This window comes from Stenotrophomonas sp. HMSC10F07 (assembly GCF_001807895.1).
GTDB lineage: Bacteria > Pseudomonadota > Gammaproteobacteria > Xanthomonadales > Xanthomonadaceae > Stenotrophomonas > Stenotrophomonas sepilia.
Window position 1 is genome coordinate 7,284 of sequence record NZ_KV791446.1, and the last position, 23,050, is coordinate 30,333.

At 65.6% G+C, this 23,050-nt stretch carries 26 protein-coding genes, 5 tRNA genes and 1 riboswitch; of the genes, 9 read left to right on the forward strand and 22 right to left on the reverse strand.

Features of this window, described 5'->3' with window-relative positions; translation table 11 throughout:
• Positions 1–43: 43 nt before the first annotated feature.
• Positions 44–409 carry a DUF6164 family protein gene (locus tag HMPREF3114_RS17840; protein WP_053500359.1) on the reverse strand — a complete coding sequence of 122 codons (366 nt, stop codon included), beginning with the start codon at positions 407–409 and terminating at the stop codon, positions 44–46.
• Between the two features lie 70 nt (positions 410–479).
• Between HMPREF3114_RS17840 and HMPREF3114_RS17845 the strand changes: the two genes are divergently transcribed.
• Both HMPREF3114_RS17845 and HMPREF3114_RS17850 read left to right on the forward strand, forming a co-directional pair.
• Positions 480–914, forward strand: a complete 435-nt coding sequence (locus HMPREF3114_RS17845; RefSeq protein ID WP_053500361.1) for an FKBP-type peptidyl-prolyl cis-trans isomerase — start codon at positions 480–482, stop codon at positions 912–914.
• Positions 901–2,148, forward strand: a complete 1,248-nt coding sequence (locus HMPREF3114_RS17850) for a TIGR03862 family flavoprotein (RefSeq protein WP_053500363.1) — start codon at positions 901–903, stop codon at positions 2,146–2,148. Before HMPREF3114_RS17845 ends, HMPREF3114_RS17850 begins: the two co-directional genes overlap by 14 nt.
• Positions 2,149–2,187: 39 nt before the next feature.
• Here HMPREF3114_RS17850 and HMPREF3114_RS17855 read toward each other — a convergent pair whose 3' ends face one another.
• The 4 genes from HMPREF3114_RS17855 to HMPREF3114_RS17870 all read right to left on the reverse strand — a co-directional run bounded on the left by HMPREF3114_RS17855 (position 2,188) and on the right by HMPREF3114_RS17870 (position 6,329).
• Positions 2,188–2,649, reverse strand: coding sequence for a GNAT family N-acetyltransferase (locus HMPREF3114_RS17855; RefSeq protein ID WP_053500365.1), 462 nt, complete (start codon positions 2,647–2,649; stop codon positions 2,188–2,190).
• Positions 2,650–2,786: 137 nt separating this feature from the next.
• On the reverse strand, positions 2,787–4,409 hold the full coding sequence (locus tag HMPREF3114_RS17860; protein ID WP_053500367.1) for an FMN-binding glutamate synthase family protein: 1,623 nt from the start codon (positions 4,407–4,409) through the stop codon (positions 2,787–2,789).
• 55 nt (positions 4,410–4,464) lie between these two features.
• Positions 4,465–5,751 (reverse strand): nucleotide sugar dehydrogenase, encoded by a 1,287-nt coding sequence (locus tag HMPREF3114_RS17865; RefSeq protein ID WP_053500381.1) that lies wholly within the window; start codon positions 5,749–5,751, stop codon positions 4,465–4,467.
• A gap of 143 nt (positions 5,752–5,894) precedes the next feature.
• The gene (locus tag HMPREF3114_RS17870; RefSeq protein WP_005416006.1) at positions 5,895–6,329 is read right to left on the reverse strand and encodes a BLUF domain-containing protein; all 435 of its coding nucleotides are present in this window, start codon (positions 6,327–6,329) and stop codon (positions 5,895–5,897) included.
• A 130-nt stretch (positions 6,330–6,459) separates the two neighbouring features.
• Here HMPREF3114_RS17870 and HMPREF3114_RS17875 point away from each other — a divergent pair.
• Positions 6,460–6,546 (forward strand) — tRNA-Leu (locus tag HMPREF3114_RS17875).
• 21 nt (positions 6,547–6,567) lie between these two features.
• Here the strand turns inward: HMPREF3114_RS17875 and hemN are convergent.
• Positions 6,568–7,977: an oxygen-independent coproporphyrinogen III oxidase gene (hemN, locus tag HMPREF3114_RS17880; RefSeq protein ID WP_053500383.1), complete on the reverse strand. Its 1,410-nt coding sequence runs from the start codon at positions 7,975–7,977 to the stop codon at positions 6,568–6,570.
• Positions 7,978–8,021: 44 nt separating this feature from the next.
• A complete protein-coding gene (locus HMPREF3114_RS17885) occupies positions 8,022–8,462 on the reverse strand; it encodes a group III truncated hemoglobin (RefSeq protein ID WP_053500369.1) in 441 nt (146 codons plus the stop codon).
• A 179-nt stretch (positions 8,463–8,641) separates the two neighbouring features.
• On the opposite strand from HMPREF3114_RS17885, the gene HMPREF3114_RS17890 reads away from it, so the two are divergent.
• Entirely contained in the window at positions 8,642–8,929 is a 288-nt protein-coding gene (locus tag HMPREF3114_RS17890; protein ID WP_014036651.1) for a hypothetical protein, read from the forward strand.
• Positions 8,926–9,975, forward strand: coding sequence for a 4Fe-4S dicluster domain-containing protein (locus HMPREF3114_RS17895; protein WP_053500371.1), 1,050 nt, complete (start codon positions 8,926–8,928; stop codon positions 9,973–9,975). Before HMPREF3114_RS17890 ends, HMPREF3114_RS17895 begins: the two co-directional genes overlap by 4 nt.
• A 9-nt stretch (positions 9,976–9,984) precedes the next feature.
• Here the strand turns inward: HMPREF3114_RS17895 and HMPREF3114_RS17900 are convergent, their stop codons facing one another.
• Together HMPREF3114_RS17900 and HMPREF3114_RS17905 are read right to left on the reverse strand one after the other, a co-directional pair.
• Positions 9,985–10,221: a hypothetical protein gene (locus HMPREF3114_RS17900; RefSeq protein ID WP_005416001.1), complete on the reverse strand. Its 237-nt coding sequence runs from the start codon at positions 10,219–10,221 to the stop codon at positions 9,985–9,987.
• Positions 10,222–10,580: 359 nt separating this feature from the next.
• Positions 10,581–10,784, reverse strand: coding sequence for a helix-turn-helix domain-containing protein (locus HMPREF3114_RS17905; RefSeq protein WP_005416000.1), 204 nt, complete (start codon positions 10,782–10,784; stop codon positions 10,581–10,583).
• Positions 10,785–10,895: 111 nt separating this feature from the next.
• On the opposite strand from HMPREF3114_RS17905, the gene HMPREF3114_RS17910 reads away from it, so the two are divergent.
• Together HMPREF3114_RS17910 and crcB are read left to right on the forward strand one after the other, a co-directional pair.
• On the forward strand, positions 10,896–11,297 hold the full coding sequence (locus tag HMPREF3114_RS17910) for a helix-turn-helix domain-containing protein (RefSeq protein ID WP_005415999.1): 402 nt from the start codon (positions 10,896–10,898) through the stop codon (positions 11,295–11,297).
• Between the two features lie 22 nt (positions 11,298–11,319).
• Positions 11,320–11,383: riboswitch (Fluoride riboswitch) on the forward strand.
• Positions 11,384–11,464: 81 nt separating this feature from the next.
• Positions 11,465–11,857 carry a fluoride efflux transporter CrcB gene (gene crcB, locus HMPREF3114_RS17915; protein ID WP_053500374.1) on the forward strand — a complete coding sequence of 131 codons (393 nt, stop codon included), beginning with the start codon at positions 11,465–11,467 and terminating at the stop codon, positions 11,855–11,857.
• A 3-nt stretch (positions 11,858–11,860) separates the two neighbouring features.
• Here crcB and HMPREF3114_RS17920 read toward each other — a convergent pair whose 3' ends face one another.
• A complete protein-coding gene (locus HMPREF3114_RS17920; protein ID WP_053500376.1) occupies positions 11,861–12,694 on the reverse strand; it encodes an AraC family transcriptional regulator in 834 nt (277 codons plus the stop codon).
• A gap of 181 nt (positions 12,695–12,875) precedes the next feature.
• Here HMPREF3114_RS17920 and HMPREF3114_RS17925 point away from each other — a divergent pair, with 181 nt between their 5' ends.
• The gene (locus HMPREF3114_RS17925) at positions 12,876–13,958 is read left to right on the forward strand and encodes an alpha/beta hydrolase family protein (protein ID WP_053500377.1); all 1,083 of its coding nucleotides are present in this window, start codon (positions 12,876–12,878) and stop codon (positions 13,956–13,958) included.
• Positions 13,959–13,980: 22 nt separating this feature from the next.
• Here the strand turns inward: HMPREF3114_RS17925 and HMPREF3114_RS17930 are convergent, their stop codons facing one another.
• The 5 genes from HMPREF3114_RS17930 to HMPREF3114_RS17950 all read right to left on the reverse strand — a co-directional run bounded on the left by HMPREF3114_RS17930 (position 13,981) and on the right by HMPREF3114_RS17950 (position 15,933).
• Positions 13,981–14,250 (reverse strand): hypothetical protein, encoded by a 270-nt coding sequence (locus tag HMPREF3114_RS17930; protein ID WP_005415995.1) that lies wholly within the window; start codon positions 14,248–14,250, stop codon positions 13,981–13,983.
• Between the two features lie 218 nt (positions 14,251–14,468).
• The gene (locus tag HMPREF3114_RS17935) at positions 14,469–15,383 is read right to left on the reverse strand and encodes an ADP-ribosylglycohydrolase family protein (RefSeq protein WP_053500379.1); all 915 of its coding nucleotides are present in this window, start codon (positions 15,381–15,383) and stop codon (positions 14,469–14,471) included.
• 116 nt (positions 15,384–15,499) lie between these two features.
• A tRNA-Cys gene (locus HMPREF3114_RS17940) sits at positions 15,500–15,573 on the reverse strand.
• A 66-nt stretch (positions 15,574–15,639) separates the two neighbouring features.
• Positions 15,640–15,715, reverse strand: a tRNA-Gly gene (locus HMPREF3114_RS17945).
• 142 nt (positions 15,716–15,857) lie between these two features.
• Positions 15,858–15,933 (reverse strand) — tRNA-Gly (locus HMPREF3114_RS17950).
• Positions 15,934–16,066: 133 nt separating this feature from the next.
• Between HMPREF3114_RS17950 and HMPREF3114_RS17955 the strand changes: the two genes are divergently transcribed.
• Positions 16,067–16,516, forward strand: a complete 450-nt coding sequence (locus tag HMPREF3114_RS17955; protein ID WP_053501190.1) for a hypothetical protein — start codon at positions 16,067–16,069, stop codon at positions 16,514–16,516.
• Positions 16,517–16,520: 4 nt separating this feature from the next.
• Here the strand turns inward: HMPREF3114_RS17955 and HMPREF3114_RS17960 are convergent, their stop codons facing one another.
• The 7 genes from HMPREF3114_RS17960 to HMPREF3114_RS17990 all read right to left on the reverse strand — a co-directional run bounded on the left by HMPREF3114_RS17960 (position 16,521) and on the right by HMPREF3114_RS17990 (position 22,938).
• On the reverse strand, positions 16,521–17,441 hold the full coding sequence (locus tag HMPREF3114_RS17960) for an HlyD family secretion protein (RefSeq protein WP_053501192.1): 921 nt from the start codon (positions 17,439–17,441) through the stop codon (positions 16,521–16,523).
• Positions 17,438–18,166 carry an ABC transporter ATP-binding protein gene (locus HMPREF3114_RS17965; RefSeq protein WP_053501194.1) on the reverse strand — a complete coding sequence of 243 codons (729 nt, stop codon included), beginning with the start codon at positions 18,164–18,166 and terminating at the stop codon, positions 17,438–17,440. Before HMPREF3114_RS17965 ends, HMPREF3114_RS17960 begins: the two co-directional genes overlap by 4 nt.
• A 10-nt stretch (positions 18,167–18,176) precedes the next feature.
• A complete protein-coding gene (locus HMPREF3114_RS17970) occupies positions 18,177–19,316 on the reverse strand; it encodes an ABC transporter permease (protein ID WP_053501196.1) in 1,140 nt (379 codons plus the stop codon).
• Complete coding sequence (locus tag HMPREF3114_RS17975; RefSeq protein WP_053501198.1) at positions 19,313–20,776, reverse strand: efflux transporter outer membrane subunit; 1,464 nt, start codon at positions 20,774–20,776, stop codon at positions 19,313–19,315. The genes HMPREF3114_RS17970 and HMPREF3114_RS17975 overlap by 4 nt, the downstream gene beginning before the upstream one ends.
• A 369-nt stretch (positions 20,777–21,145) precedes the next feature.
• A tRNA-Gly gene (locus HMPREF3114_RS17980) sits at positions 21,146–21,221 on the reverse strand.
• A gap of 93 nt (positions 21,222–21,314) precedes the next feature.
• Positions 21,315–22,619, reverse strand: a complete 1,305-nt coding sequence (locus tag HMPREF3114_RS17985; RefSeq protein WP_070490195.1) for a type II toxin-antitoxin system HipA family toxin — start codon at positions 22,617–22,619, stop codon at positions 21,315–21,317.
• Entirely contained in the window at positions 22,612–22,938 is a 327-nt protein-coding gene (locus tag HMPREF3114_RS17990) for a helix-turn-helix domain-containing protein (RefSeq protein WP_229766071.1), read from the reverse strand. Before HMPREF3114_RS17990 ends, HMPREF3114_RS17985 begins: the two co-directional genes overlap by 8 nt.
• Between the last annotated feature and the right edge of the window lie 112 nt (positions 22,939–23,050).

The following is a 23,050-nucleotide window of genomic DNA, read 5'->3' on the forward strand; positions in this document are numbered from 1 at the left end:
CCGTTGCCTCTGCGGGTGCCGGGTGCAACCCGGCCGCACCCCCTTACCCCCGCAACAGCACGAACGGCAGCAACACCAGTGCCGCCGCACCGGCCATCGCCAGCAGCACCAGCACCACATAGGCCGGCCGGCGCCGGAACAGGCTGCCGAATGTCTCCGCCGTCCCCTCGCGCAATGCCTGCTCGCGTTCAGCCCGCACGCGCACGCCGCGCGCCGCCTGGTACTCCGCCATCAACACCTTCGCACGCGGATGATCATCGTCGTCGCGCAGCCACAGGCCACCGTTGGAAATGCCCCACGGACTGGGTTCAGTGCGATACCAGGCGATGCCGTGCTGGTCGAGCAGCGTGCAGACATCGGCATATTCGTCGTCACCGACATTGCGCAGATTGAGCAGGAGTTTTGCCATGGCCCCATGATACCCGGCGCCGATGCGCTACCCTTGCCGCCCTCGCCCCGCGCCCTTCTGGAGACGCCCGATGCGCCGCCTGCTGCTTCCCCTGCTGCTGTCCCTCGCCGCCGCTGGCTGCTCGAACGAACCCTCCGGCCCGCCGCCCGGCGGCACGCTGACCACCTTCGAGCGGATCGATACCGTGCCCGGCACCGGCGCCGAAGCCATCGCCGGCAACAAGGTCACGGTGCACTACACCGGCTGGATCTACGACAACCGTACCGAAACCAAGCACGGCAAGACCTTTGACAGCTCCTTCAAGCACGGCGAGCCGTTCACCTTCGCGCTCGGCGCCGGCCAGGTCATCCGCGGCTGGGATGAGGGCGTGGCCGGCATGAAGGTCGGTGGCAAGCGTACGCTGATGATTCCGCCGGACTACGGTTACGGGGACCGCAAGGTCGGCCCGATTCCGGCGGGCTCGTCGCTGGTGTTCGACGTCGAGCTGCTCGATGTCAAACCGTAATGCCGCCATGCCCCATCGGGTGGTCGTCATTGGCGGCGGCCCGGCGGGCCTGTTCGCCGCCGAACGCCTGCGTGCCGCTGGGCTGGAGGTCGACCTGTACGAGGCCAAGGGGTCGCCTGGCCGCAAGTTCCTGATCGCCGGCAAGGGCGGCCTCAACCTCACCCATTCCGATCCGCGGCCGTTGTTCGACAGCCGCTACCGCGAGCAGGCCGCTGTGGTCGGCAGCTGGCTGGACGGCTTCGACGCACAGGCACTGCGTGACTGGGCCAACGGCCTGGGCGTGGAAACCTATGTGGGCAGCTCCGGCCGCGTGTTCCCGGTCGACCGCAAGGCGGCGCCGCTGCTGCGCGGCTGGGTGCGCCGGTTGAAGGAACAGGGCGTGCGCCTGCACGCCAACCACCGTTGGATAGGGTGGAGCGACGACGGCGCCCTGCGCTTTGCCACCGATGCGGGCGAAGTCGATGTCCGCGCCAATGCCACCGTGCTGGCGATGGGCGGGGGCAGCTGGCCGCAGCTGGGCAGTGATGGCGCCTGGGTCGTGCCACTGCAGGCGCGTGGCGTGGACATCGCGCCGCTGCAGTCAGCCAACTGTGGCTTCGACGTGGACTGGACGCCGTTCTTTGCCCAGCGCAATGCCGGCGCACCATTGAAGCCGGTGATCGCGCACTGGATCGACCTGGCTGGACAACCGCGGTCGCTGCAGGGCGAGTGCGTGGCCAGCGAATATGGCATTGAAGGCAGTCTGGTCTACGCGTTGGCCGCCGACCTGCGCGAGACCATCAACCGCGATGGTCACGCAATGCTGTGGCTGGACCTGGTGCCCGGTCGCGACGAGGCGCGCCTGCTGGCCGACCTGTCACGTCCCCGCAAGGGCCGAAGCTTCGGCGAGCACCTGCGCCGCCAGGCAGGTCTGGATGCGGTGAAGGCCGCACTCGTGTTCGAGATTCTTGGCAGGGAGGCCGGCAACGACCTGGCGGCTGTGGCTGCCACGCTCAAGCGCCTGCCGCTGCGCCTGCTGCGCCCAAGGCCGATGGCCGAGGTGATCAGCACCGCCGGTGGCGTGCGCCTGGATGCGCTGGATGACGGCCTGATGCTGCGGGCCGTTCCCGGCGTGTTCTGCGCCGGTGAAATGCTGGACTGGGAAGCCCCCACCGGCGGCTACCTGCTGACCGCGTGCTACGCCAGTGGCCGGCGTGCCGCCGAGGGCGTGATCGGTTGGTTGGCGGAGCGGTGACGCCTGCGGGGTAGCGTCGAGCCCATGCTCGACGCCACATCACCACGGCCTGCGCATGCTCACCGAGGCCAACGCCACACCGCTGGGATGCGCATAGGCTTCCTCACGCACGCTGACAAAGCCCTGCCGTTGATAGAACGGCACGGCATTGAGCGACGCCGACAGCACCACCTCGCGCTCACGATCGGCCATTGCCAACAGGCGCTGCATCAGCGCCTGGCCGATCCCCTCGCCGCCACGATCGGGATTGACAAACAACGCGTCGACTTCATTGGCATCGACATCAAAGACGCCGAAGCCGAGCAGGCCACCCTGCCCGTCCTCGGCCACCACGCATCCGCCCTGCGACAACAGCCGCGCGTACTGCGACGGTGGCGGCGAGGCCGACCACGGTGCAATGACCTCGGGAGGGTAATGGCTGCTGCAGGTTTCGCGCACACAGCGCGTGCGCAGCGCCCACAGCGTGGCGACATCGTCGATGCTACCGGTCCTGAACTGCATGGCGCCTCCTTGTAGCGCCGAGCCCATGCTCGGCTGCCTTTCTGTAGAGTCAAGCCATGCTTGACTGCTTTTCAATCAGTCATCGCGAGGTCGGAACGAAGAACAGCCGAGCATGGGCTCGGCTCTACAACATCACGCTACCGCGACTTGCTGGCGCGCAGAGCCTGGATCTTCGGCGGCGGCTGGAACGAGTCGCTGCGCGCATCGGCCCAGAATGCATGGAACACCGCATGGTCGGGCACCGTGTGCAGCAGCTCGCCCGGTTCCAGGTAACGGTAAAGCGACGCCAGCGAACGGATTTCCACCGGCGACACGCGACGCAGGATGTGCTCCGGCCCCAGCTCGGCCGGATCGTTCAGGCCCGCCGCGCACAACAGTTCCTTCAAGGCATGCAGCGTGTGCTCGTGATAGCTGTACACACGGGTGGCCTTGTCCGGTGCATCCAGATGCTTCCAGCGCGCGGGGTCCTGGGTCGCGATGCCGGTCGGGCACTTGTCGGTGTGGCAGCTCAACGACTGGATGCAGCCCAGCGCGAACATGAAGCCTCGGCCGGCATTGCACCAGTCGGCACCCAGCGCGACGGTGCGCGCGATGTCGAACGCACTGGTGATCTTGCCAGCGGCACCGATGCGGATGCGCTCGCGCAGGTCCAGGCCGACCAGGGTGTTGTGCACCAGCAGCAGTGCTTCATGCATCGGCACGCCGACATGGTCGACGAATTCAGCCGGTGCCGCGCCGGTGCCTCCCTCGGCGCCATCGACCACGATGAAGTCCGGCAGCAGCCCGGTTTCCTGCATCGCCTTGGCGATGCCGAACCATTCCCAGGGGTGGCCGATGGCCAGCTTGAAACCGACCGGCTTGCCACCGGACAACTCGCGCAGCCGGGCCACGAACTGCAACAGTTCGACCGGCGTCGAGAATGCCGAGTGACGCGACGGCGATACACAGTCCACCCCCATCGGAACACCACGGGTCACCGATATTTCGGCGGTCACCTTTGGTGCCGGCAGCACGCCGCCGTGGCCCGGCTTGGCACCCTGCGACAGCTTGATCTCGATCATCTTGACCTGGTCATGGGTAGCGTTGGCGACGAAGCGCTCTTCGCTGAAACCACCCTTCTCGTCACGGCAGCCGAAGTAGCCCGAGCCGATTTCCCAGACCAGATCGCCGCCCATCTCGCGGTGGTAGGGCGAAATCGAACCTTCGCCGGTGTCGTGGTAGAAGCCGCCGCGCCGCGCACCTTCGTTCAATGCGCGGATCGCGTTGGCCGAGAGCGAACCGAAGCTCATCGCCGAGATGTTGAACACGCTGGCCGAATAAGGCTTGGCGCAGTTCGGCCCAATCAGCACGCGGAAATCATGCTTGGCAATGGAGGTGGGAGCCAGCGAATGGTTGATCCACTCGTAATCCACCGCATAGGTACTGCGCAGGGTACCGAAGGGCACCGTGTCCATTTCGTTCTTTGCGCGCTGGTAGATCAGCGCACGCTGCTGGCGCGAGAACGGCACGTCCTCCAGGTCGCTCTGCACGAAGTACTGGCGGATTTCCGGGCCGATTGATTCCAGGCCATAGCGGAAATGCGCCATCACCGGATAGTTGCGGCGCAGCGTGCTGCGCTTCTGCAGCAGATCCCAGGTCCCCAGCGCCACCATCGCGGCAGTCAGGCCGACGCCCCAGTACCAGGCCGGCCAGATCGTGGCCAACCACAGGCAGATGGGAAACATCAGGATGGCGAGCAGGTAGACGATATACCGGTGCATGGCGTTCCTTGGTTGCAACTGCCTGCGAGTCTACCGCGCCGGCCGTCACCGGCGTTTACAGGCGACCGTCAACCACATTGCGCGGCCAGGCCGATTTCACGTCGTAGACGATGCCGCCCGGTGCCAGCAGCGCCTGGATTGCGGCGTCATCCATGGCTTTGAATCTGGCATGGGCCACTGCCAGGACGACGGCGTCGTAACTCCCCGCCACCGGCTCGGCCAGCCAGTGCACGCCCGCGTCGGCCAATGCCGCCGGGCCGACCCACGGGTCGCTGACCTCCACCTGTGCGCCGGCATCACGCAGGCGCTGCGCCAGTTCCAGCGCGCGGCTGTTGCGCAGGTCCGGGCAATCCTCCTTGAAGGTCACGCCCAGCACCAGGATACGCGACTGCGCAGGTACGCGGCCACGTTCGGCCAGCATTGCCAGCACACGCGACGCCACATGCTCACCGACGCGGTTGTTGACCTGCCGCGCGGTGTGGATCAGGTCCGGGTGGTAGCCCACGCTCTCGGACTTGTGCAGCAGGTAGTACGGGTCCACGCCGATGCAGTGGCCGCCGACCAGGCCCGGCCGGAATGGCAGGAAGTTCCACTTGCTGCCGGCGGCGTCGAGCACATCCTGGGTGTCGATGCCGAGCCGGTCGAAGATCAGCGCCAGCTCATTGACCAGCGCGATGTTGACGTCACGCTGGATGTTCTCCACCACCTTGGCCGCTTCGGCCACACGCATCGACGGCGCCGGGAAGGTGCCGGCGGCGATGATGCGCTGGTACAGGCCATCAATCACCGCAGCCACTTCCGGTGTCGACCCCGAGGTGATCTTGCGGATATCGGCCAGGCGCCGCTGGCGGTCGCCGGGGCTGACCCGCTCCGGGCTGTAACCACAGTAGAAGTCTTCGTTGAAGCGCAGCCCGGAAAGCTGCTCCAGCAACGGCACGCAGACCTCTTCGGTGGTGCCGGGGTACACCGTGGATTCGTAGATCACCAGGTCACCCGCACGCAGGTGGCTGGCGATCAGCCGCGTTGCCGAACGCAGCGGCTCCAGATCGGGCTGCTCATAGGCGTCGATCGGGGTCGGCACGGTAACGATGTAGACATTGCAGGCATCGAGCAATGCCGGATCGCTGCCGTACTGCAACTGCTGTGCACTGGCCAGCTCATCGGCCTCCATTTCCAGCGTATGGTCCTGGCCGTCGCGGAGCTCGGCGATGCGATCAGCATCGATGTCGAAGCCCAGCGTGGGCCAGTGCCGGCCGAAGGCCACCGCCAGCGGCAGGCCCACGTAGCCCAGCCCGATCACCGCGAAGCGCGGCGACGCTGCTGCCGCAAGCGGCGCGCTCAACGCCGCATCCCATGCAACGGCTGAAATCGCATGCATACTGCCATGGGCATGGCCGACCTACTCATTCGCTTTGCCACTCCGGGAAGATCCATGCCAGAAAGGCTACAGCCTAACGGCCCGGGTGCCCGGCCGCCAAGGTGGGGTCAGGAGCCCAGTGCGACCGCGGCCGGCTCCAGTTCACCATCGGCGCCGGTCCAGGCCTGCAGCAGGCGCTCGAAGCCACCGCAGCCAAGCACGAAGCCCGGCCATGAGGCGTCGACGATCTGTACCAGCAGTTCTGCCTCAATGCGCCGGGTCCCCATCGACCAGCGCGGGAATGCCCGCTGCGCCACCGGCGCGCGGCACAGCACCTTCAGTTGTCCATGGCTGCGCGCATTGGCGATGCGCTGGTACACCGAATCGATGCCATCCTCCGGGCCTTCCAGGTACTGCAGGAAACGGCTGCCATCGAACATCAGCACACCCGTGACACCGGCTACTCGGTTGAATGCGGTGGCATCGGCCAGCAGGCGGTCAAGATCGGTTGTCTGCAGGTCGGCGCGGGCCTCGCTGGCATAGGCAATCGCGTGCAGCGACATCGGGTGGCTCCCCCCTGGGAACGATGCTTTGGACTATGACATGAATGGGAGCGACAGTTAAGCACACCGCCGCTCCACTGCAATCCGGTCGGGATTCCGCAGCTGGGCTACAATCGGCGCCGCGCTGCAGGCCCGGATGGCGAAACTGGTAGACGCATCGGACTTAAAATCCGCCGGGGGCAACCCCATGCCGGTTCGATTCCGGCTCCGGGCACCATCGCACTTTTCACGACGAACGTCAGATCGCACGCGAGTAGCGCGGCTGCTCGCAGGCCGCACGCAGGTACGGGTCGAAGCACATCGCCAGCAGTCGCAGCAACGGCCGTCCAGGCTCGCTGGCGCGCACTACACCGTCACGGTACTCGGCCAGACCGTCCTCCTGCAGCCGCTGCACCGAACGCAGGTCTTCGGCGAAGTACTGCTCGAAATCCACGCCATGGCGCTGGCCCAGCACCGCACCGTCCACTTCGCCCTGGCACATCAGCTGCTGGATCAGTTCTGCGCGCAGCTGGTCGTCGGCACTGAGCGCCACGCCGCGCCACACCGGCAACTGCCCCTGGTCCACGGCATCCTCCCATGACGGCAGGTCGCGCGGATTCTGGCTGTAGGTGGCACCGATGTGGCTGATCGCACTCACGCCCAGGCCGAGCAGATCGGTATCGGCGTGGGTGGTATAGCCCATGAAATTGCGATGCAGCTGGCCGGCGCGCTGCGCGCGTGACAGATCTTCTTCCGGCAGTGCGAAGTGATCCATGCCGATGTACTGGTAGCCCGCAGTGGAGAGCCTCTCCACCGCCAGGCCCAGCAGCGCCAGCTTGTCTTCCGGCGAAGGCAAGCGGCGTTCGTCGATCTGCTTCTGTGCGCGGAACAGATGCGGCAGGTGTGCGTAGCCGTACACCGCCAGGCGATCCGGGCGCAATGCCAGCACCCGTTCCAGGGTGCGGCCAAACCCTTCCAGGCTCTGTCCCGGCAGCCCATAGATCAGGTCGACGTTGACCGAACGCATGCCGCTGTCGCGGCAGGCCTGCAGGATGTCCAGCGTCTGCTGCACGCCCTGCACGCGGTTGATCGCTTCCTGTACCTGTGGGTCGAAATCCTGCACGCCCAGGCTGGCGCGGTTGAAGCCCAGCCGCGCCAGCATGGCGACATCGCGGGTATCGATGAAGCGCGGATCGAGTTCGATCGAGAAATCGCGCTGCGGTGAATCGCTGAAATCGAAGCGCCGGCGCAGCCCTTCCACCAGCGTGGTCATCGCCTCGGCCTCGAGGAAATTCGGCGTGCCCCCGCCCAGGTGCAGCTGGATGACCTCACGGCCGTCCTCGAACTGCGGCGCCAGCAGGTCGGCCTCGGCCAGCACGCGCGCGACGTAGCTGTGGCCACGGCCGCGGTCGCGGGTGATCACCCGGTTGCAGCCGCAGTAGAAGCAGGGACTGGAGCAGAACGGTACATGCACGTACAGCGACAGCGCGCGGGCCAGCTGGTTGCTGTCGGCGATTGCCTGGCGCAGTGCCGGCGCATCGAAGCCATCGTGGAAGTGAGGCGCGGTCGGATACGAGGTGTAGCGCGGCCCCGGCCGGTCATGCCGGCGCAGCAGGTCGGGGTCGAAGGTCCAGGCAAGACCGCCGGCGGCGGGTGAGAACGTGTCCATGCCGCCAGCATCGCGCCGGGCGGACGCCACCGCCTTGACCCAGATCAATCGCGGGTGGGGATTTCCAGCACCGGCAGGCCGACCTGCGGCCAGCGCAGCATCTGGTAGCGCTTCCAGAAGGTGTCACCGATGCGCGCGGCCACGTCGTTGGCCAGCGCCTGCATGGGCGGGTTGCCGCACTCGGCGCTGGTGATCCGGAACAGCACCAGCCAGCGGTCGAACAGGTCCTTGTCCAGCTCGATGGCCATGTGCTTGGACATCGGCGAGCCCTTGAAGCGGCGCGTGCCGCGCAGCATTGCCGACCAGAAATCGACCAGCTGCGCCAGATGTTCCGGCCAGTCGTGGACGTGTGCTTCGAACACAGGCCCCAACCGCTCTTCCTCGCGCACGCGTGCATAGAAGTCGTGGACCAGGCGGGTCACTTCCTGCTCAGTGCACAACCCGGGCGAGGAGACGGGCAGGACAGGCGGCGGTATTGCGTTCATCGGGGCACCCAAAGCTTGCCGGCAGTGTGCCGTAGCCGGCCGGCACCGCCGTTGATCCAGATCAATGTCGGCGCAGTCCGCTGCACCTAGTCTGGCATTCCCGCAGGAAGCATGCCCTGCGGATGCTGCGCCAGCCTCGGCGGAGTATACGCGCCGCCCTCATTCCGACCCGGGACAGCATGAACAGACCCTCTCCCAGCCGCCGCCAGCAGCTGATCCAGCACTGGGGCGCCATCCTCTGGCCCAGCTTCATCGCTGCAGGCCTGGCCAGCGTGGTGTTCTTCGCCTTTGTCGACCCGCTGCGTCTGCAGGCGATCAGCTTTCCGGGTACGGCGATCAGCCGCGAACTGGGCTATACGGCAGGATTCTTCATGTTCTGGTCGGTGACCGCACTGTCCAGCGCGGTCACCTGGTACCTGCAGCGACCGATGCCAAGCGACGACGACGACGAGCTGCCGCTGGGATGAGTACGGCCTGCACCGGAATCCCACGCCGCTGGCATTGGCGCGCCGCGCTCAGCATGCTCTTGCTGGCCATGTTCTATGCCCTGCCATGGCTGCGCTGGAATGGGCGGCAGGCCCTGCTGCTGGACATCAACGCACGGCGCTTTGACCTGTTTGGCTGGACATTGTGGCCCGGCGATGTTGGCGTGCTGATAGGGTTGCTGGCGGTGCTGGCGGTGGGCCTCGCGCTGCTCACCCACCTCGCCGGCCGCATCTGGTGCGGCCACGCCTGCCCACAGACGCTATGGCGCCGCGCCTTCGACTGGATTGCGCGCGCCATGGCCCGGGCCTTGCCAGCGCCCGCCGTGCGCCCTGCCACCCAGGTGGCATGGGGGCTGCTGTCGCTGTGGACCGGCATCACGTTCGTCGGTCTGTTCAGCCCGATCGAAGAACTGGTGGTCGCCGCGCCGCATGCCGGCTGGAGCGGCTGGGAAACGTTCTGGGTGCTGTTCTATGCCGCCGCCACCTGGGGCAATGCCGGCTTCCTGCGCGAGCAGGTGTGCCGTTCGCTGTGCCCTTTCGCGCGCCTGCAGCCGCTGCTGACCGATCCGCATACACCCCGCATGTTGTACGACGCGCGCCGCGGCGAACCGCGCGGCATGCGTCCGTCGGGGCTGGGGGGCGTGCTCGGACGCGGCCGTGGCCTGCTCGACCCGACCACCGCACAGGACTACGTGTTCCGCGCTGCACATCCGCTGCTGGCCGGACCGATGCCCACCTTCAGCGCCGACCGCCTGGGCGACTGCACCGATTGCGCTGCCTGTGTCAGCGCCTGCCCGATGCAACTGGATATCCGCCAGGGACCTCAGGCCGATTGCCTGGCCTGCGGCGCCTGCCTGGAGGCCTGCTCGCGGCAGCAGCACCAGGCCGGTTTCGGCCCGGGGCTGGTGCGCTACTGCAGTCCCCAGGCCATGGCCGGGCAACCGCGGCAATGGTGGCGACCGCGGACCCTGGCACTGCTGTCGATGCTGCTGGCGCTGTTGGCCTGCGGCGCCTGGCGCCTGCTTTGAATCAACGGATCAACGCGGCCCGTTGGCGTGCGGCGGCACCAGCTGCGCACGTCGCACGATGCCCAGCTGCTCGATGATCAGCGCCATTTCATTGGTGACTTCGGTACGCTCGGTCCCCTGCGGGACCAGGCGGTCCAGCACCTGCTGGTAGGTATCCCAGAACGCCGGACCGCATCCGTGTTTGTGATAACTGGCTTCCAGTTCGCGGCGTACCCGTTCAGCCAAGCCATGCATGCCGTATTCCATACGACCTCCGTTGGACTTGTTCTGCATCGTTGACGGTCTACCGACTCACTTGCGAGCTACTGAAAGACTCCCGGGCTTCACGTCCGGTTGATCCCAATTAGTCATAGATTTCACGACAGGTCAATTACATACCGCGACTTTCGTGATCGAAATTATTAATCGTTCACGAAACCACATACGGGGAGACGGGGTGCCCGGATGGGTCGGACCCGACACACTGCCCCGATTCCCCCGGTTCCGCCCTGGTAGGCGCCATTGATGGGCCAGCCCCGTTTCATCGAAGTTTCCAATATTGCTAAGCATACTTAGCAAATGCCGCTTAGGGTGCTATATGCGACAAAAGGCGGCGCAGTTGAGGCTTACTCGCCCTGCGTATCCTCAGTCGCGGGGAACAGGTTGGGATAGCGCTGATGCAGGATGTATTGGCGTAGCGCAGGAATCGGGAAGTTCTTGGGCCATTGCGACACAGCAGATCGGCTTATGCCAAAAAAGCGCGCCAGTTCGGCATCGGTCCGGAAACCCAGCCGGGCGCGTACCTGCCCCTTGCTCCAGAATTCGGTCACGGTCGGTCCTTCTGTTAACCAGACTTATTCTTGGAACAAGGGAACTTTGCGATCCACGCGTTAAGCTGGCTTGCATAGATGAATACTCTCGGCCAACGACTCGCCATTGCCATGAAGAAAGCCGGGCACCCTCGCCCGGCCGATCTGGCCCGCGCCGCCGATTCGACGACGGCAACCATCAGCAACTGGCTCAACGACCATGTCAGCCCCGCCCATGTGAAGGCCGAACAGCTGTTCCGCATCGCCGATGCGGCCAAACTGGACGCGCGTGAACTGCTGTACGGTGTGAGCGGGCTTGGCGTCGGTGAGCGGGGCAATACCTATATCCCCAGCCAGGCCCACCTGGATGTCTGGCAGGACGCCTATGAACTGGTCAGCCACCTGGTGGAGGAGAAAGGGCTGGAGATCGACCACCGCCGCCACGCGGCCCTGGACCTGCTGGCCTTCGAACTGCTGATGGACGGCTTCAGCCGCAGCAAGGTCATCCGGGTGCTGACGACCTCGATGACGTGAATGCACTACCACTGGTAGCATGGTCGCGGATGGGGATGGGGCTCCCCCGATAACCGCCTGAAAGGGCTGATGGCTCCTGCCAGGACGAACCGGCGTTCGTCGATGGCGGGCCGTGCCTGTCGTCGGCGTTCGCCATCGAATCAGCGAACCCGCAACCGAGGCATGTGATGCACGCATTGAACAATTATCTGCTGGTCTTCGTCGGCGGCGGGCTCGGCGCCTGCCTTCGCCATGCCTGCAACCTGATCGGTACGCGGGTAGCGGTCGGCAGCCCGTGGCCGTGGTCGACCTTCCTGATCAACATCAGCGGTGCACTGCTGATGGGCGCGCTGGTCGAAGCCTTCGCCCTGCGCAATGGCGCGTCGCCGCAGCTGCGCCTTCTGCTGGCCACCGGCGTCCTCGGCGGCTACACCACGTTCTCCACCTACGCGCTTGAAATCGGTCTGCTGCTGCAGCGCGGCCAGCATGGCCTGGCAGCGTTGTACGCCGGCGGTTCGGTGGCACTGGGCCTGGTTGGCCTGTTCGGTGGCATGAAACTGGCCCGGCTGGTGCTGGGCTGAGGCTCAGCCCGCGCCGGCGCGGGCCTGTCCGCGCCACTCCCGCGGCGACTGCCCGGTATGTGCCTTGAATGCGCGCGACAGCGCGGCTTCGCTACCATAGCCAACGTCATCAGCGATCCGCTTCAACGGGCGCCCCTGACGCAGTGCCTGCTGCGCCAGGCCCACCCGCCAGCCCTGCAGGTACTGGCCCGGGGTGGTGCCCATCGCCTCACGGAAACTGGCAGCAAATACGCTGCGTGACATGCCGGCCACCTCGGCCAGGTCTTCCAGGGTCCAGGACTGTGCGGGCGCTTCATGCATCGCCACCAGCGCCAGCCGCAGCCGCGGATGCCCCAGCCCGGCAAACAGGCCACCACGCATCTCCCCCCCTTCCATCAGCTGCCGCAGCACCTGGATCATCACCACCTCGAACAGCCGGTTGACCATCGCCGCACGCCCGCAGCGCTGCTCGAAGGCTTCTTCGAACAGCAGCTCCAGCGCTGCGTTGCCGCCGTACAGATCGGCCAGCGGCAGGCAGATGAAATCGGGCAACGCCGCGCTGATCGGGTTGAGCCGCCCGCCCTCGAAATGCAGATTGGCGCAGGCCATGTCGGCGCCGTGCTGCGGATCGGTGCTGAACCGATGCGGCATCGGCCGTGGGTACAGCAGCAGGCTCGGCACCTCGACCTGGACGGTCTGCTGGCCATGGCTGACCTGAAGCGGGCCACGTCGCACCAGGTGCAGCTGCCCGGCGTCATCCTCGCCCGCCAGCGAGTTGATGCCGCACAGCGCGCCGGCATGGAACACCGAGGCAGTGACCGCAAAGCGGTCAAGCAGAATGGCGAGCCGGTCGACCATAACGGGACCTTGGGTAAAGTAGAAGGAGATCAAGGCGACACATCGTATCGGAATCCTCCCGTAGCGGACGTGATCGACTCGGGGAGCGGGCGCCCCCAGCCCGCCCTTCCTGCGGCAGTGCAGCGCGCGCAGGCTGCTGGCGGCGTCTAAGCTGACGCGATTCCCGGATGGAATGCCCGTGATGTGTCGATGGCTACGATGTGCCCTCAACGTCACCCTCGCCCTGCTATTCCCCACGACACAGGTGATGGCCGCACCCGCTGCATCACCGCGCACGTTCAGCGGCGAACTGCAGGGCGCCCCGTGGCGGCTGGATGTGCCGGCTGACTGGAACGGTGACCTGGTGATGCTGGCGCATGGCTACGAGCCGGTAGGCATGCCACGTGCTACGCCAATGGCTGCCAATGACGGCACCGCGCCACTGCTGGCTGCAGGCTACGCCGTTGCGCAGAGCGCCTATGCCAGCCAGGGCTGGGCGGTGGCCGATGCGATTACCGACATGGAACGCCTGCGCCGGCATGCAGCGGGTGAACTCCGGCATGTGCGCCACACCTGGCTACTGGGATTCTCGATGGGCGGAGCCGTGACCCTCGCCAGCCTCGAGCGGTTCCCGCAACACTACGCCGGTGGTGTGTCGCTATGCGGCGCCAATCTCAGTGGCGAACAGATCGCGAGTGATCTGCTGACCACGCTGGTCGCTTTCGATTACTTCTTTGCCAAGGCCGAAGGCCTGCCGGCTGCGGGACTGGTCTCACGCGAAGCGGCTGCGCTGCCACAGGGCGAACTGTACCAAGGCATCTCCAATGCGCTGCAACGCAGCCCGTCGCATGCCGCGTTGCTGGCACAGCGGCTGCAGGTGTCCGCTGATGCACTGGCCGGCACGATCAGCCTGCATGCACTGGTCCTGCACGAACTGGCCACGCGCAGTGGCGGCATGCCGGTGGGCAACAGAGGTGTGGCTTACAGCGGCTTCGGTGACGACATGGCGTTCAATGCCGGCGTACAACGTGTCGATGCCGTGCCTGCCGCGCAGGCCGCTGTCCGCAGGGAGCTGGCATTGAGCGGTGCGTTGAGGCGACCGCTGGTGATCCAGTTCAACAACAACGACCCGACGATCGTGCCGCGCATGCAGACAGTGTATCCGCAGACGGCCGCACGGGCCGGCGCCCGTCCGCTGCCACAGGTGCTGCCACGCGTTGGCGAAGGCCATTGTGGCTTCTCCGGCGCGCAGATCATTGAGGCGTTGAAGGCCGCGCAGCGTTGAGCAATCGCGGCCCGCGCGCAGCTCAGCCGCCCAGCGTGCCCATCGTGAAGGTGTAGCCCGAGCTCATCAGGAATTCGCGCATGCGCATTTCCGCGCGCCGTGGTGAGGCCAGGTTGGCCGGCGCGTACAGGGCATACACCAGGCCCGACCCTTCAATATGCTCGCGGCGCACCCCGCAGCGGGCGGTTTCCGAGGCGATGACCCATCCGTCCTTCAGCCGATCCGGGCCAATGGATTGCCCGTTCTTCAAGCGGAAGGTCAACCAGCGCACATCTGCCGTGACTTTGCTCATTTCCGTTTCGCTCCGTGGCTGGAACGACGCGTGATGTCCTTGCTCGCCATTGCGGCTCCCTGAGACGTGGAACTCGACCATAGCGCCTTTCCATGTCGTGGCCCGCTGAGACTGGTGACCGGGGCGTGGCGGACTGCTGCAGGTGAAGCAGCGCGGCGTCGGAAATGGCGGCGGCAGGGAGCATCCTGCCGGCGCAGTTCACAGGCAGGGAACCCGACTCACGTAGCGCGGTCGCTGCCCTGGTTCAAGGCGTGCAGCGCATCGGCCAGCGCCTGGATTTCGGCACGCAGGGCCAGCCGCTGCAACCACCGCCCGGGGATTCCGCGCGCACCATGGAATGCGCCCGCCAGCTGCCCCGCGATGGCGGCCGTGGTGTCGGCGTCCTCGCCAAGATTGGCCGCCTCGAGCACGACGGCTTCAAAGGTGTCGTGGCGATCAAAGCACCAGAGTGCAGCTTCCAGGCTGTCGGCAACATAGCCATTGCCACGCATCTGCTCACGCGTGGCACCGCGGTAGCCGCCCGCCGCGATCTGCCGCAGCCGCGCGCTCTCGACAGGGACATTGCTGAGATCCAGCACCGCGTCACGGGTGCCACCTGCCAACGCCCGCTCCAGCGCGACCGCCAGCAAGCGGCACGCCTCCAGGCACTCCTGTGCAGCGTGCGTCGTTCGCGAACTCAGCTCGGCCATTGCCTGCAGGTCGGGAGTCCCGGCGTAGCGCAATGCCACCGGCGCCAAACGCATGATCGAGCCATTGCCAGCGCTGCGTGGGTCGTTACTACCCGCCAGCGGTTGGCCGTCCTGCAGGAACCGGTCGATGGCAGCCCGCGTTGCCATGCCGATATCGAAGCACTCGCCGGTCGCACTCCAGTACCCATGCCGGTACCAGTTGGCGTAGCGGTTCATCTGATCGTGCACATCGAAGGTGTCACAACGCACCAGGCTCTCGGCCAGGCACATCGCCATGGAGGTATCGTCGGTCCATTGCCCCGGCTGCAGCTGGAACGGCCCACCACCCACCATGTCGGTGATCGGGGTGAAGCTGCCACGAGGCTTGAACTCCAGCGTGGTACCGACGGCATCGCCGCACGCGAGGCCGAGCAAGGCGCCGCGGAAGTGATCAATCTGGTTCATCACACGAGTGTAGCGCCACCGCATCTGACATGACTGACTGCCGGGCGGTGATCGCGCGAGCGGGAATTGATCGCAGCCAAACAAAAAAGCCCTGACCGGAGTCAGGGCTTTTCAATTGGAGGCCTCAAGCGGAATCGAACCGCTGTAAACGGATTTGCAATCCGGTGCATAGCCACTCTGCCATGAGGCCAACGTACTGCGCGCCAGGAACCTAGCCCTGACAAGACAAAACCCCAAGATGGGGCCTGTCGGAACATGGAGCGGGAAACGAGACTCGAACTCGCGACCTCAACCTTGGCAAGGTTGCGCTCTACCAACTGAGCTATTCCCGCGTAAGCCGACATGCTACCGGAAATCCGGAAAACACACCAGCGATTTCACTTTTCTGACTGCGCGCAAAGCCTTGTGGCCCAACGCGCCCCGCCTTGCCGTGGCGGGAGAAAAACAAGGCCCCTACCGGGGCCCTGTAGAATCTGGAGCGGGAAACGAGACTCGAACTCGCGACCTCAACCTTGGCAAGGTTGCGCTCTACCAACTGAGCTATTCCCGCAGATTCCATTCGACCTGCGTCGAAGGAGCGCTATTGTGTCCAAATTCCTTCACGCCGTCAACAGTCTTCACGTCATGCGGTCACTGGCGTCCGCACTGGGTTACGCTGCCCCGCCCAAGCACGGACACCGCCGATGCCGAGACGCTACGTCCGCCTGTTCTGGTTGCTGGTCGCGCTGACCTGGTTGGCGCTGATCGCCGCACTTGTCAATGCTGGCTTCACTCCGGACTACTGGCTGCTGCACCGACTGGAAGGCGCCCAGCTGCCCTATCCGACCAGCACCGTCATCGTGTTCGCGTTGCTGGGCACGGTTGAGCTGGTGGTGGCCGCGTTGATCGTGCGGCCTTGGAAACTGAAACGCCTGTGGCTGCGTCTGCTGATCGCCTTTGCCTTGCTGCTGGTGTGGTCGGTACCGTGGATGCTGTCGGCGATGCACCAGCCGCCGGTACAAGGCATGCACCTGCTGTGGTTGCTGCTGCTGGACGTGGGATTGCTGCTGGCGCTGTGCGTGGTGTCGGCGGTGAGCGCGTGGCGGGCGCTCTGGCGGCGCGGGTCACCACAGACTCCCCCGCCGCAGCGCTAGAGGCTTACTTCCGGAACTCCACCCGCACGTGCTGGCCGAAGCGCGCCTTGGCTTGCCCGTCGAACTCCAACACGCACTCCACCACCTTGGCCATGCCACGTCCTGCATCTTCAGGCAGGCGTGCCTGCGCAAACACCGGACTGATGCGCACCACGCGTGCGGGCGGCAGCGTGCCCATGTTCTCCGCACCATCACTGTCCGGCACAACGGTAGCCTTCATGCCCACCTGCACGGCATCGGCGTAGGCGGCGCTCAGTTCGGCACGCACCTGCAGCGGGCGCGCCGGCAACAACGAGATCGCCGGCTTGCCCGCCTGCACGAAGGCACCGACGCCCGGCACCTGGCCGACCACGGTGCCGGCTTCCGGCGCGCTCAACGACATCTGCTGCAGTTTCAGCTTCGCGTGCTCCAGCTTGTGCTGCGCCATGTCGACCTGCGCACCGGCCACCTCGACATCGGCACGCACACCGGCCAGCTGCTGTTTGGCCGCATCGGCCTGCTGGTTCGAGGACACACCTTCGCTGGCGCCCGTGGACAGGCGGGTGGCGTTGCGTTCCAGTTCGCGCAGCTGCGCCTGGCTGCCCTTCAGGCGGTCATTGGCCAAGGCCAGATCGGCGGTGGCCATTGCCACTTCCTGCTGCAACAGGGCGCCATCCAGCGACAGCAGCAACTGCCCCTTCTTCACCGTGGCACCTTCCTTCACCGGCGCTGCAGTGATCGAGCCATCCACCGGCGGTGCCAGTGCGATCAGGCCACCTTCGACGTCAATGATGCCCCGCGCCACGGCGACCTTGCCGGCGGCGGCAGTACCCTCCCTGCCTGAGGGGGCCGATGCAGCGGTGGGCGCTTCCCTGGAACAGGCGCCGAGCAGCAGTGCCGCGGACAGGGCCAGGCTGAGGGGAAGCAGATGCGACGTCTTGGTCATGGGGCGGACTCTACGGTTTCGTTCTGGCGGCGGTCATCACGGACCATGCCGTCTTCCATCGCGATCACCCGATCGGCATGCCGGATCAGGCGCGGATCGTGGCTCACGCACAGCACGGTGGCGCCATGCGCACGTGCGTAGCGATGCAGGATGTCGATCACGCGCTGGCCGTTCTCGGCATCCAGCGCGCTGGTGGGTTCGTCTGCGAAGATCAGGGTCGGCGACTTGGCAAACGCGCGGGCAACCGCCACGCGCTGTTTCTCGCCACCGGACAGCTGCGCCGGGCGCATGTGGCTTCGATGGCCGAGGCCGACTTCTTCCAGCGCCTTGCGGGCCAGCGGCTCGCTTTCGCGATTGCGCATGCCGCGGTAGCCCAGTGGCAGCTGCACCTGCTCCAGCGCGGTCAGTGCCGGGAACAGGTTGAAGCCCTGGAACACGAAGCCGACATGGTGCAGGCGGAAACGCTCCACTTCACTGCGGGTCATGTGGCCCACGTCCTGGCCCAGCGCGTGCACGCGACCGCCATCGGGCGCGGACAGGCCGGACAGCAGCGACAGCAGCGTGCTCTTGCCGCAGCCGGACGGGCCGGATACCAGGGTCAGCTCGCCGGGATAGATGTCCAGCGACAGGCCACGCAGCACCGGCACCTGCACATCACCGGACATGAAGCCTTTCTCCAATGCGTCGGCCTGCAGGGTCGGGGCGACGGCGCGTGCGGAAGTCATCGGCCGGTCCTCAACGCAGCAGCAACGATGGATCGGAGCGGACGACACTGCGCACCGCCATGATGCTGGAGAGCATGGCCATCACCGCCACCAGCGCCACGCAGCCGAGGATCACCATCGGCGTCAGCTGCACCGGTACGCGCTGGGTCTGCGCGATCAGCAGCACCAGGGTGCTGAACGCCGCCGCCAGCAGCATGCCCACGCCACCGATCAGCAATGCCTGCTCGAACACCACCCGTGCCAGCGCATAGCGGCCTGCACCGAGTGCATTGAGCGTGGCGTACTCGCGTACCGAGCCGGCCACCACCGAGGCGAACGACTGATTGGTGATCACCGCACCGACGAAGCAGACGATGACGGCCATGAACAACACGGCGATACCTGCGCCGGTATCGAACAGCCAATACTGCTGCGAACGGCTGGCGAACGCCGGCGCGGTCCAGAACTCGACCGGTGTGGCCTGGCCCATCGACGCGGCCAGGCGGTCACGCACGCGGTCGGCCAGTTGCGGCGAGCGCAGGCCCGCCACGAAATAGGTGCTTCCCTCGTGTGGGTCGGTGCCGGCGATGGCGCGCGCGGTGTCCAGCGAGGCCAGTACATTGACACCGCCAAGGCCCCGCAGGCCCGGTTGTGCAGCGACCACGCGCACCGCCTTGCCATTGATCCAGGCACGGTTGTTCTGCAGGTCCACGCCCAGCGTATCCAGATCGGCGCTGTCGACGATCACCGCACCCGGCTCGCGCAGCTGCGCGCGCAGGTTGGCAGGGAGGATGCGCGCGAACATCATCGCATCGTCCCGGGTGGAGATACCGGACAGGTACACCGACACATTGCCGGTGCCCTGCGCGACGGATCGCCATTCGCCATCGACCCACTCGTAGGGCTCGACGCGGGTGACATCCGGGTCCATGCGCAGATGGCTTTCCACATCCGCGCTGATTGCATGGCCGTAATTGACACTCTGGGTGCCGGGGAAACCAGCCCAGATATCAGCCGAGGACGCTTTCACATAGATCGCAGCGGTACCGAAGATGCCCAGCACCAGTGCGGCCTGCACGATCAACAGCACACCGGCGAAACACATCGCCAGCACCACCGGCAGGAACCGGCGCCACTCATAGGCCAGGGTCTTGCGGGCGAGTGCGATCATTGCGGTTCGCCCTTACCCTCGGCAGGTAGCGGGGCACCGCCGAGGGCGCGGTACAGCGATGCAAAGGCCAGCACGCGCGCACCCTGCGCAGCGATCAGATCAGCCTGCGAGGCGAGTGCGGCGCGTTGCGTGTCGAGTCCATCGAACTCGCTGGACAGACCCAGCTGCACCTGCCGCGCCTGGCGCTTGACCTGCTGGCCGGCGGCGTCGTTGGCCGCGCGCAACGACTGGATGCTGCTGTCCTGCCGCGCCAGGCTGCCCAGCGCGCCTTCGACTTCGCTCACGCCTTCCAGCACCGCCTTGCGGTATCCCAGCAGGGCGGCATCCAGCTGCTTTTCATTGGCATGGAAGCGCGCGCGACGCTGGCCCCAGTCCCATAGCGGAATATCGATGTACGGGCCGATCGACGGGCTCGAATCGGAATTGGAGCGGGCGTTCTGGGTGAGGTTGTACGCGTACAGGATGGAACCGCCAAGGCTGACCCGTGGATACATCGCTGCGCGCGCCGAACCCTTGCTGGCCGCTGCCTGCATCACCTCTGATTCGGCCAGCAGGATCTGCGGGCGGTGGCGCAGCAGATCCGCAGGGACCTGCTGCAGCGAGAATGCACCGAGCTTCGGCGGCGCGCGGTACGCGCGCCAGGCGAGATCCGGCCCGTCACGCCCCAGCAGCAGCGCCAGCGCGCGGGCCGCGTTGTCCGCATTTTCGCGGGCCTGCGCCGTCGCTGCCCGGGTCGCCGCCTGGCGCGCGCGCAGGCGTTCCAGCTCGCCCGGCTCATCCAGGCGCAGGCGCAGGCGAACCCGTGCCAGTTGTTCGCCTCGATCATCCACGGCCTGCTGTCTGACCAGCAGATCCTGCTGGGCCTGCGCTACGGTCAGGTCCAGATAGCTGCGCACCACGTCGGCAATCACCGCCACTTGTGCGGCATTGCGCAACGCCTCGGCATTGCCGGCCGAGGCCTGCGCGCTGAGATGGGCACTCTCGGCGGCGCCGAACAGGCCCAGGTCCCAGATCGCTTCGATGCCTGCATGGAAATAGGTGTCGACCGCGGCGGCGTCCTGTACCTGCTTGGCGCTGGCCGAGATCTCCGGCAGGAAGCGCGAATCCGAGGTGCCGGCGACGATCCGCACTGCCTGCAGGCGCAACGTGGCCTGCTGCAGATCAAGGTTGCCGGCGATGGCTTGATCGACCAGGCCGTCCAGCGCCGGGTCGGCCAGCACCTTCCACCACTGCCTGGCATCCACCGCCACGCCCTGGCCCTGCGGCACCTGGGTCCAGGTGCTGGGGGTGCGATCAGGCAGGTCCGGAGCCGGCACCGACATGCAACCTGCCAGCGCCAGGCTGGTCAGCAGTGCGCCCGGGCGCAGCAATGCCTGCAGGGAGAGTCCGCGCCCGGTCCTGGGCACTGCCACTGGAGTGATACGCCTGACCACCAGCCCGCCAACGTGTAGAAGGAGCATGAAGGCTACCGTGCGATTGTGGAGCGAACATGGAGAATTGGTCCGAAAACGGTCACAACACGCGTGCGGTTCAGGCAACGATGGTGTTGGCCTTTCGCCAGCCTTTCAGTGCATGCGACGCGCGGAACGCTGGTGCAACATCCAGGCCATTGCGTCTTGTTGACGCGCTCTCCGCTTCCCTCGTCTGCGGTCGTCCCCACGACCGATGCGTCCCGCCATTCCGATTGCGACACTGACCTCGGATTCGTCACGCCGGGCGAGTGATATCACGCCCGCTATGAAGATGCCGTGGCGCGACTGTAGCGGCCCCTGCCGCCAACATCATGACAAATGAAAAACGCCCCCTTTCGGGAGCGTTCTTCATGAATCTGGAGCGGGAAACGAGACTCGAACTCGCGACCTCAACCTTGGCAAGGTTGCGCTCTACCAACTGAGCTATTCCCGCAGATTTCGTTCGACCTGCGTCGAAGGAGCGCTATTGTGTCGATATTGCTGCACGGCGTCAACAGGAATTTTCGGCCGCATTGTGGGGCGGCGTTCAGGCCCTTGGACTTGGCCCTCGGGTCCGCAGGCCACGCCGGACTTCCCGCAACAGAGCTACGTTCTCGTTGATGCGCCCCTGGATCATGATCAAGGTGTCTTGAGCAATAACGTTTGAGTACATGCTGTTGGCGATTTCCGTGAACTGGCTGGCCACGTCGCAAATGCGGCCAATCGCCAGACTGGCGTCCCCGTGCTGCACTTCTGCCTCTTCGGCAAGGCGAAGCAGGTCAGCACGGGAAATCTCCAGTGCCTCCCCCATGACGTCCATCTGGTGATATCCGTTGGGTCCTTCGCAGAAGGTCACGTCGTAGGCCGGAGCCAAGCGCCATTGCCCATCCGGCGACATGATGTAGGCAAAGTTCTTCGGATGATCGTCCCGGTTGTTGAACGCAACGTTGAAGACCGCACGTTCGAAGGCCACGGCCATTTGCCGCACGTCATTGGTGCACAACCGGGTCGCGCGCAGGAAGTTGACATAGTCCAACGACCCCGCCGTCTGGTAGTTGGCGCCCGTGAATGCAGCAAGACTCTGCATCGGCACACGCAACCCATCGTGGCGATCAAAGCGCTTGCTGGCGAACGCGGCCAGCCCGTTGGGCAGGCTGAAGTACTGCGTGTCCGGGGTCTCGATGCCACACCTGCGCAGGCACTCGGCGTAGACCATTTCGATGGCGCACACCTCGGCATGCTCTTCTCTGGCCGGGAACTTGATCAACCAGGCTTCGAAGCCGGGCGTGACAGCCGTGGTGAACGCGCCCGATCGCGGATCGCGATAGACCAGGGCCTTGGGCCTTGCACCTTGGGGCGAACCACCCACCAGCAGCAAGGTCTGCAGGAATTCACCTCCCTCTCCGTGGAGCACCTCCTGCACTTCCGCGGAAAGCTGCTCAAGCGGTATATGGACCTGCGGCGCCTCACCTTCGGGCGCCACGGGCTCAAACGTCATGGCCCCCATCGCGTTGCCACCGATATAGGCCAGCCGCTGGAGCGGGCCAATGCGCGCTGGGTTGATTCCGCGGCGCCTGAACATGCGGTCCATCAGCAGCATGCCCCAGCCGTCTGGCAACGCGTCATACACAGGTCCGGGCAGTTGCAGTTGATGGTCCGGAAAATCCCGCCGCAACGGAGGGCCGGCCAGCGGCAGCTTGTACGAAGACAGTTCCAGCCCCCTTCGCCGGGCCTCGTTGCTGTACTCGAACGCGATCAGCGGGCGGCCGGTCAGGGCGAGGCTGGAGATCAGCGTTCCCCAGTGCCATCGCTCTCCCCACCCTTCGTAGAAGACCTTCACCTGTTCAGGCATTACGGGGCTTCCTCTTCGTCCGGAGGCGGTTCGCAGCCTCTTCGTAGCGCCGAATGTCTTCGATGCTGTCCAGCTTTGGCTGGAACAGGCCTTCGAGCTCGTTGATCCGACCAAGGACCATCGCCACGCGGACCACCGCCTCGAAGCCGACATTGCGCCCGGCCTCCAGGTTGGACACGGTGTTGGTACCAATGCCGGCACGCCCGGCCAGATCCGACTGTGTCATGCCCAACGCCATGCGTTCTGTACGCAAGCGCCCACAGAGTCGCTTGACGACCTCGCTGGGCTTGCTGAAGCTTAAATCCAACATAGCGTGCATGAATCCCTATTTATGCCGTTTAGCACCCAAAATTATAGAATTAAACCCAACTCCATTCAATTGATTTAACTCCCGTATTTTGTGTTTTATTTGCGCATTCAGCTATATAAAT